Origin of the sequence: Bifidobacterium sp. UTBIF-78 (assembly GCF_006408945.1) — a bacterium.
Taxonomy (GTDB): Bacteria; Actinomycetota; Actinomycetes; order Actinomycetales; family Bifidobacteriaceae; genus Bifidobacterium; species Bifidobacterium myosotis.
On record NZ_JFAO01000029.1, the window covers coordinates 46474 to 55430 of the forward strand.

An 8957-nucleotide genomic window follows, 5' to 3' on the forward strand; every position below is an offset into this window, starting at 1 on the left:
AGGAGACCATCCTCCTGAGACCTTTCAGCGGCTGAGCCAGATGGCTATGGCGTGGGCGAGGGAGTGGGCGCCGAGCTTGTCCACGGCGCGGTGCGCGTGGGTGCGGACGGTGGAGGCGGCTACGCCCCACTGGGTGGCGATTTGGTCGTAGGTCATGCCGCGCGAGAGCAGATACAGTGTCTCCGCCTCCTTGGCTCCGAGTTTGGTGGTACGGTCAGTGGCCGGAACGGCGGAATCGGGAGTGGACGTATCGGTCGCGCCGGTCGCTCGTCCCGGCGTGATTGTGCCTCCGTTGGCAAGCAGCCGATGGGCTTCGATGGCGGTACGGAACGTGGGATTGCCAGCAGGGGATGCGAGCGAGGCAGACGATACGGACGAGGCGAGCGGAGCGGATGCTGCGGACGTTCTGGAAGCGACTGGTGATGCAATCGAGCGCGCGGATGCCATTGGCCTTGGCATGAATGTGCCTCCTGCGGCCACCGTGCAGAGGGCCTGCGCCAGTTGCGGGATGTCGGCTTTGGGGACAATGCCCTGCGCGCCGGCGGCGGCGATGCGTTCAGCGTACGTCTCCACCGAGAAAGCGGTGATGCCGAGCAGCAGCACCCGGTCGGTGCGGGTGCGGATTTTACGGCAGACGCTCACGCCGGTGGCCTCGCCGAGCGACATGTCCACCAGCAGTAGTTTCGGGCGCGTCTCGGGATTAAGCGCTTTGTCCAGCGCCTCGTCCGCATCGCCGGTGCCCCACAGCCATTGCGAGGAGGGCAGCAGCTGGGGCAGTATGCCCTTCAGCGCCAGCAATGCCATGCGATCGTTGTCCACCGCCGCCACCAACACCGGCGTGGTTTCGCGTTTCCGCTCCACATTCATGCTTTCATCCTAATGCGAGGGCTTCGTGGGCGGCTTTCGTCAACAATTGTGGACATCGTCACAATTCGTTCAGCAAGGGAGAATAGGTTGAGTCGTATGAGCATGAACGAGCAGCAGCCGCACGAACAGCCGGAGCCGCAGCTGCATTCGCAGCCGAAGCCGTCGGGGATGACGCCGTCTTCGGTGCCGCCGGTCGAGCAGTTGACGTCGCAGCAACTGCATCCGCAACAACCGGTGCGGCAGACGGTTCCCACGCCTGCGGCCTCCGGTCAGCCTGTTTCCCAGCAGCCGTGGCAGCAGACGCCGCAACCGCATCCGCGCGCGGATTATTCGGTTCCGGCGTATCCGCCGCAGCCAGCACAGCCGGATCAGTCGCCGGCGGCCTATGTGCCGTCGCAGGATCAGCCGCAGCCGTCGGCACATGCGTCAGTGCGGCAGTACGCGCAAACTTCGCAGGCGTATCCGGTGTATCCGGCGAATCCGCAGCAACTGGCGCAACCGGACCGGGCAGTATGGCCAACGGGGTTTTCACAACCGGCACAGCCGGTACAGATGCCTCAGCCGATGCAGCCTGCCCAGTCGGCGCAGCCTCAGCCGTATCCGGCGCAACCGTCAGTGTCACCGCAGTATCCGGCGTATCCGCAGTACAACCAGCCGCAGCCGCCGCAATATCAGCAATATCCCGTTTACGGCCCAGGCTATCCGGGCCAGTATCCGGCATCAGGTCCGCGATACGTCGAACCCGCGCAGCCGCAGTATTCCGCCTATCCGGCGCCTCAGCCCTCGCCAGCGCCGTCGCCGTATGCCGTTCAGCAGGGAGCTCCGGTTGCGCCGGTCGTGTCTCCGGTTGGACCGGCTGCGCCAATGTCAATCGGTCCAGTCCCAACCGGCCCGGTCATACCCGGTGCTCCTGCCATGCCTTCCGCGCCGGCTGTACCGCCTGCGTCGGCCATGCCGCCTGCACCGTCCATGCCCGCACCGGCCGCATCGCCGATGCCGGTCGTCCCCATCGCGCCGCCAACTCCTATCATGCAGCCCGTGCTAGCCGCGCCCGCCATCCCCTTCGACCCGCGCAAGGCATGGCGTACGTGGCGACGCCGCATCGTCACCCGTGCGATGGGACTCACCCTCGCCTATGAGGGCATGATGTACGTCGGTGTCTTCCTGTCCTCGATTGTGATCAGCATTGTGCTGGGCTTCGAAGCCGGTGCGACGGGCGGCACGTACAACGGCGACATCCCTTCCAAGTGGGAAGGCATCATCAGTCTGGTCTCGGTGTTCACGGCGTTCATATTCCTTCTGCTCATGCGCCGGCGTGACATTCTCACCCGCGAATTCTGGCTCGGCGGTCCGCACATGGACACCTACGGCGAACCCAATCAGCGCGGCCGGGTCAGCCAATACGGGGGCGGGCGGATGCGGCCGCAATGGTTCCTGCTGTTCATCGTGCTCGGACTCGGCGTGCAGGGCGCGGTGACGCTGGGGCAGATGCTGCTGTCATTCGTCCACTTCGATCTGATCTCGCCCACCTCGGACAGCATCAACGAATCGGCCACCATGGTGAGCATGTGGCTCTACATTGGTCTTGTCGGTCCGGTCTGCGAGGAGGTCATGTTCCGTGGCGTGCTGATGAAGGAGCTCAAGCCACTCGGCCGGAACTTCGCCATCGTCACATCGGCGCTGGTGTTCGGATTGTTCCACGACGATGTGGTGCAGGGCGCGTTCGCGTTCCTGTTCGGCCTGCTGCTCGGGTTCGTGGCGATGGAGTACTCGCTGGTGTGGTCCATCGCGCTGCATATCTTCAACAACGCCGTGCTTTCCGGCGTGGTCGATACCCTGCTTGCCGGGCAGCTCAGCGACACGGGATACACGGTGTATTCGATCATCCTTATGCTGGTCGGCGTGCTCGGCGCGGCCATCGTCTTCGCGGTGTACGGCAAAGGCCTGGTGCGGTATCGCCGCACGCACCGGTCCGCTCCCGGCACGTACGCCAGCTGGGCCTCGCCCACGTTCATCGTTTTCGTGGTGGCGAACGTCATCCTCACCGCGCTGTCGCTGTTCGTGGCGCTGATGGGGTAGCGCCGGCCGCGTATTGGCCAGATATGTTCTGACAGATACGTTCTGATGTGCACCTGTCATGGTGCTGTCATGGTGCAGGGCGTCCGGGCATCACTTTGATTAATCGCGACGTTCCCGCGACGGCGAAACCGCGCCGAAAAAAGACGAATGCCGGGCGAGGCGTGAACCTCATCCGGCATTCGTATGGTCTTGGCTTTGTTTCCCGCCGTCCGTCAACTTAGTCGGCGTAGAAAACGTAGAACGGACGACGTGAAAACACAGCCATTGCCTTCATTCGGCATTCTTCCGATAATCCTGATCATGCGAAGATGAACAATCCCAAGCATTTCCCCAACATGGCCGACCATCTGCCTCCTCGTTGAGGCGGCCGACCCGACGGACAAAACCACCGAGCCATCATCCTTGAGTCAAGCCCACGGACAGAGCCTCTCGAGACATCGTTCAGCGATTATCGAAACTCGTCGAATCAGCCTTCAATGGCGATCTGGTGCTTGGCCTCGACCTGCGGCTGAGCCTGCATCTTCGGAACCTGAATGCACAGCGTGCCGTTGTTGTAGCTGGCGTGGATGTCGGACTCCTTCACGTCCTCGCCCACGTAGAAGCTACGAGAGCACGAGCCCATGTAGCGTTCGCGACGCAGCCAGCGGCCGGATTCGTTCGTGCCGCAAGCGCACTGCTCGCTGGAGTTCTCGGAAGCCGAAGCGTTCGCAGCCTCCGGGGCCTTGTCCTCGTGCTCGCTGCTGCGCGAGGCGGACACGGTCAGATAGCCGTTGTTGAGCTCAAGCTTGATGTCGTCCTTCTTGAAGCCGGGCATGTCGATGTCAACGTCGTAGCCCTTGGCGGTCTCGCGCACATCGGTGTTCATCATGTTCGCCGGCATGGCTGCAGCCACCTGGTTGTCCATGTTGCGCCAACCCTCGAAGAACGGGTCATCGAACAGATCCGAGAACATCGTGTCATTCATCAAAGCCGGAAACATTGCCATAATCGGTACTCCTTGAATAGGAGAGAACCGGCTTGGCTTGCCGGCCCGTGGACCTTGCGGTCGGCGGGCGGCTATCGTGGCCGGTTCCGGAACCCTCCCGGGCTCTCAACCTTTGACCTTCACTTCACCCAATTCCATTCCGGCCGGAACATTCCGGGGTTTTACCCACAGTGAAATCGCATGCGAAATGATGGTGCGGCGACGTCCCCGCCGGGTCGGCGCCTGTCGATACGGTCAAGCATGTCTCGAAGATAGGAATCTCTGCCCTCGTCGGGTCGGAGGGAGAGGCCATTTCCGTTTTTGCGCGTCGGGCGTGCCGTGCCATGCCCTGATGCGCCATGCCGGGCTGCGCCGAAGGACGTCATCATCCTCGCGGCCGTTTCGGGCGCGTGCGGTTCCGGGCATGGCTTATCGTTGATTTATGAGCGATTTCGAGCCTTTTTACGATGTGAGCCGTACGTACGAAGACAACTACGCGAAGGGCCCGTTCGGGGCGTTTGCACAGGCGCTGCCGCAGGCGTCGGTGCCGGAGCGGGGATCCGCGCCCGCTGAAAATGAAAGTGCCGGGGCCGACAATGAAGGGGCTTCGAAGGCCGGAACCGGGGCTGCCGCCTTCATGGGGCAGCCGGTCGATCTGGCGTTCGGCATTCCCGCGGGGCCGCTGCTTAACAGCCGCTTCACCACTGCCGCCTTCCGTATGGGGTTCGATCTGGCGACCTACAAGACCGTCCGTTCGCGCGCGTGGGGCTGCAACCCGTTCCCGAACGTGCTCGCCGTCCATCCGAAGTCCGCGGACGGCTCGCTGACGCCCGGCAGCGCCGAACTGGATGAAGGCGTGTTGGCGGACACCAACTACGAGCTGCCGATTTCCATCTCCAACAGCTTCGGTGTGCCCTCCCAGGACCCGGACGTCTGGCAGCCTGATATGCGTGCGGCCATCGCCGCTGCCGGCCCCGGCCAGGTGCTGGTGCCGAGCTTCCAGGGTTCGCGCGTCGAAGGCATGAGCGAGGCGGAGTACATCGCCGACCACGCCACCACGGCCCGCTTGGTCAAGGAGACCGGGGCGCGGCTCATGGTGATGAACACCAGCTGCCCGAACGAGGGGCATAATCGGCTGCTATGCCACGACCCGTTGCTGGTCGGCCGCATCACCGAGGCTGTCAAGAACGAGATCGGAGACACGCCGCTTATGATTAAGCTGGCGTTCATTCCGAGCGACGGCGATCTGGAACTTATGGTGCGTTCCACGGTCGGCCGCGGCACGGTCCAAGGCTTCAGCACGATCAACACGATTTCCGCGCGCTTGGTGGACAAGGACGGCAATCAGGCGCTGCCCGGCGCGGGGCGGGACCGTTCCGGCGTGTGCGGCAACGCCATTCGCGGCGCCGGCCTCGACATGGTGAGGCGTTTGGCCGCCCTCCGCGAGCGTTTGGGACTTGATTTCGAAATCAACGGCGTCGGCGGTGTGGTATCTCCGGACGATTACGCGGCGTATAAGGCCGCCGGCGCCGACAGCGTGATGTCCGCCACCGGCGCCATGTGGGATGCCGAGCTGGCGCACAAGATTAAAGCGCAGCTCCGCGCCTGACGACAGCCCCGCGCCCGAGCGTTCATCCGTCCAAGCCGTCCTGATGCCATCCGAGGATGCGTTGGGACGGCTATCTGCTTTGTAAGGGGTACATCTGCGGTCCTGCGGAGAGCTATCTGCTTTGCAAGGGGTACCTGTTCCTTGAAAGACGGTGTATTGGCGTTGCAATACCGCGCCTCATAGTCGAAATATCGCGTTGCACGTACCCCTTGCAAAGCAGATAGCTCTCCGGGATGTTCGGAATGTACCCCTTGCAACGCAGATATCCTGCGTTGCAAGGTTTTGCGGTTCGCCTGTACCCAGTTTGTGCCCCGTTTGCGGTCCGCAACCCCGCCTGAACCGCGGCTCAGGCCTCGGCGGCGGCCTTCATGGCGACCGCGCCCACGTAATAAACGGGCTTGTCGAAGTTCGGCTGGAACAGGAAGTCCACGTTGGCCAGCTGATCGACGGTGAACCCGGCCTGAATGGCCATCGAGATCACGTTCGCCGCACCGGAGATGTCCGCCTTGGAGCAGAACTGGCCGCCCTTGACCTTGCGGGTCTCGGGGTCCCAGGTCAGGATCGAGGTCACCGGGGTGGTGGTGAGCATGAAGTCCGGGCGGTAGTCGTCGACGAGCGAGGTCTCGCGCACCGTGAGCCCGCGGCGTTCCGCACCTGCCTGCGTCAGGCCGGAGGCGGCCAGCGACAGGTCGTACAGCTGCACGGCCGAGGTGGCCTGCGTGCCCATGTACTTCACGGTCGGGGCCTCGATGTTGCGGCCCACCAAGAGGCCCTGGCGCACGGCGTTGGTCGCCAGCGGGATGTAGTCGTGCTTGCCGGTCGGGTTGTAGAACACGGTGGCCGAATCGCCGGCGGCGTACACGTCCGGCACGGAGGCCTGCATGTAGTCGTCCACGATGATCGCGCCGTTCGGCAGCATGTCCACCTTGCCCTTGAGCAGGTCGGTGTTCGGCAGGAATCCGACCGCGAGAATCGCCATCTCGGCCGTGTACTCGCCCTTCTCGGTGACCACGGTGACCGTGTCGTCCGGGTTGTCGCGGAACTCCACCACCTTCTGGCCGAGCGCCAGCGTGACGCCGTGCTCCTCGAACGCGGCCGCCACCTGATCGGTGATGGCCTTGTCGAAGTTGTTGGCCAACGGTCGGTCGAGACCATCCACCAGCGTGGTCGTGACACCGGTCAGGCTGAACTGCTCGGCGATTTCGGCGCCGATGTACCCCGATCCAATGACCACCGCGGACTTCGCGGTCTTGGCCTTCTCCTTGATTGCGATGGCGTGATCCCAGTTCTTGCACAGCAGCACATGGGGGCTGTCGATGCCCGGAATCGGCGGAATCACCGGGCGCGAACCGGTGGTGACCACGAGCTTGTCGAATGCGAGCGTCTGCTCGGGCGCGTCGTCCACGTCCAGCGCGCGGTAGGTGAGGGTCTTGGCCGCAAGGTCCACGTCGGTCACATCGGTGCGCATGTGCATGGTCGCGCCCGCCTGCGCCAGCGCCTCGGGGGAGGAGTAGAACATCTTCTTCGGGTCGGAGACGTGGTCGCCCACCCACAGGGCGATGCCGCAGGACAGGAAGGACAGGGTACCGTTGCGCTCAAAGACGTGAACGGTCCAATCGGGATGCTCGGCGAGAATCGAGGTGGCGGCGAACGTGCCGGCGTGCGTGCAGCCGATGACGGCGACGGTGGTCATAATGCTCCTTTGCTGGATAGGCGGGCGGCGATGCGCTCGTTCGTGCGGCGAAATTCGTCGTGACGGTCTCGCGCTGCCGTTCCGTGGTCGCGGACCGGTCCGCTTCGGCCGGTCCCTAGGTGCCAACTGTACCAATGAATGATGCCGGATGCCGCCATTGCCGCGATTGCTTCGGCCGGCAGCGCATTCGCGTCGCCTTTCACGATGTGCGCACATGGGTTATGGCACACTTGACGATAGTGTTTGGCCGAACCGCATGAGGAATGGGAGAATTGGCGTGGCTGAGAATCCGAACGATGTACTGCATGTCGAGGGCGGCAAGCCGCTGAACGGTACCATCAAGGTGCGCGGCGCGAAGAATTTCGTCAGCAAGGCCATGGTGGCCGCGCTGCTGGCCCCCGGCAAGTCCGTGCTCAAGAACGTGCCGGAGATTCGTGATGTGCATGTGGTCTCCGATCTGCTGCGTCTGCACGGCGTGACCGTGGATGTGAACGGCGCTGACGGTGTGGTCACCATCGACGCCTCCCATGTGCAGCTGGCCGATGTGGCCGATGTGGACACGCTGTCCGGCTCCTCGCGCATCCCGATCCTGTTCTCGGGCCCGTTGGTCCACCGTCTCGGTGAGGCGTTCATCCCGGCCCTCGGCGGTTGCGCGATCGGCGGCCGTCCAATCGACTTCCACCTCGAAACGCTGCGCAAGCTCGGCGCCACGGTGGACAAGGAGCATGAGGACGGCATCCACATCACCGCCCCGGACGGTCTGCACGGCGCGAAGATCCACCTGCCGTACCCGTCCGTGGGCGCCACCGAGCAGACGCTGCTCGCCGCCGTGCTCGCCGAGGGCAAGACCGAGCTGTCCGGCGCGGCCATCGAACCGGAGATCATGGACTTGGTCGCCGTGCTGCAGAAGATGGGCGCGATCATCTCCGTGGACGTGGACCGCACCTTCCGCATCGAAGGCGTCAAGGAGCTCAAGGGCTTCACCCACACGTCGCTCACCGACCGCATCGAGGCCGCCTCCTGGGCCGCCGCAGCGCTCGCCACGCATGGCGATATCTTCGTCAAGGGCGCCACGCAGCCGGAGATGATGACCTTCCTCAACGTGTTCCGCAAGGTCGGCGGCGAGTTCGACGTGACCGACAAGGGCATCCGCTTCTGGCATCCGGGCGGCGACCTCAAGCCCGTGGCCATCGAGACCGATGTGCACCCCGGCTTCATGACCGACTGGCAGCAGCCGCTGGTCGTGGCGTTGACGCAGGCGAACGGCCTGTCGATCGTGCACGAGACCGTGTACGAGAACAGGTTCGGCTTCACCAAGCCGCTGGTGCAGATGGGCGCGACCATCCAGCTGTACCGCGAGTGCCTCGGCTCCCTGCCGTGCCGCTTCCAGCAGCGCAACTACAAGCATTCGGCCGTGATCTTCGGACCGACCCCGCTGACCGGCCGCGACATCGACGTGCCCGACCTGCGTGGCGGCTTCTCGCACCTCATCGCCGCGTTGGCGGCCAAGGGCCCGTCCAATGTGCAGGGCATCTCGCTCATCGACCGTGGGTACGCGGACTTCCGCGGCAAGCTCGCGGCCCTCGGTGCTGATTTCGACTAGGCGCTCATTTCGATCGGGCGCTGAATCCAACCGGGTTCGATTTCGACCGGCGGCAACGGGTAATTGCCGACTCCGGGCTGATTGCGGGACGAAACATAAGTGTTCATCATCATCGACTTATGTTTCGTCCCGTTTTGTATTG

General features: G+C 63.9%; 6 protein-coding genes. 3 read left to right on the plus strand and 3 right to left on the minus strand.

What is annotated here, in order from left to right:
* Positions 1-24: 24 nt before the first annotated feature.
* On the minus strand, positions 25-867 hold the full coding sequence (locus tag BG22_RS07245) for a response regulator (RefSeq protein ID WP_140494464.1): 843 nt from the start codon (positions 865-867) through the stop codon (positions 25-27).
* A gap of 1029 nt (positions 868-1896) precedes the next feature.
* Here BG22_RS07245 and BG22_RS07250 point away from each other — a divergent pair.
* Positions 1897-2946 (plus strand): CPBP family intramembrane glutamic endopeptidase, encoded by a 1050-nt coding sequence (locus BG22_RS07250; RefSeq protein ID WP_258186267.1) that lies wholly within the window; start codon positions 1897-1899, stop codon positions 2944-2946.
* 466 nt (positions 2947-3412) lie between these two features.
* On the opposite strand, the gene BG22_RS07255 is transcribed toward BG22_RS07250, so the two are convergent.
* The gene (locus tag BG22_RS07255) at positions 3413-3931 is read right to left on the minus strand and encodes an Hsp20/alpha crystallin family protein (protein WP_140494468.1); all 519 of its coding nucleotides are present in this window, start codon (positions 3929-3931) and stop codon (positions 3413-3415) included.
* A 421-nt stretch (positions 3932-4352) separates the two neighbouring features.
* Here BG22_RS07255 and BG22_RS07260 point away from each other — a divergent pair, with 421 nt between their 5' ends.
* Positions 4353-5519, plus strand: a complete 1167-nt coding sequence (locus tag BG22_RS07260; RefSeq protein WP_140494470.1) for a diguanylate cyclase — start codon at positions 4353-4355, stop codon at positions 5517-5519.
* A 346-nt stretch (positions 5520-5865) separates the two neighbouring features.
* Here the strand turns inward: BG22_RS07260 and BG22_RS07265 are convergent, their stop codons facing one another.
* On the minus strand, positions 5866-7212 hold the full coding sequence (locus BG22_RS07265) for an FAD-dependent oxidoreductase (protein ID WP_140494471.1): 1347 nt from the start codon (positions 7210-7212) through the stop codon (positions 5866-5868).
* A gap of 277 nt (positions 7213-7489) precedes the next feature.
* Here BG22_RS07265 and murA point away from each other — a divergent pair, with 277 nt between their 5' ends.
* Entirely contained in the window at positions 7490-8815 is a 1326-nt protein-coding gene (gene murA / locus BG22_RS07270; protein ID WP_140494473.1) for a UDP-N-acetylglucosamine 1-carboxyvinyltransferase, read from the plus strand.
* The last annotated feature ends 142 nt before the right edge of the window (positions 8816-8957 follow it).

What these genes read in the sequence shown, in the direction of transcription:
- BG22_RS07265 (WP_140494471.1), bottom strand. Translation starts at nt 7,212, where the DNA reads ATGACCACCGTCGCCGTCATCGGCTGCACGCACGCCGGCACGTTCGCC.
- BG22_RS07245 (WP_140494464.1), bottom strand. Translation starts at nt 867, where the DNA reads ATGAATGTGGAGCGGAAACGCGAAACCACGCCGGTGTTGGTGGCGGCG.
- BG22_RS07260 (WP_140494470.1), top strand. Translation starts at nt 4,353, where the DNA reads ATGAGCGATTTCGAGCCTTTTTACGATGTGAGCCGTACGTACGAAGAC.
- BG22_RS07250 (WP_258186267.1), top strand. Translation starts at nt 1,897, where the DNA reads ATGCAGCCCGTGCTAGCCGCGCCCGCCATCCCCTTCGACCCGCGCAAG.
- BG22_RS07255 (WP_140494468.1), bottom strand. Translation starts at nt 3,931, where the DNA reads ATGGCAATGTTTCCGGCTTTGATGAATGACACGATGTTCTCGGATCTG.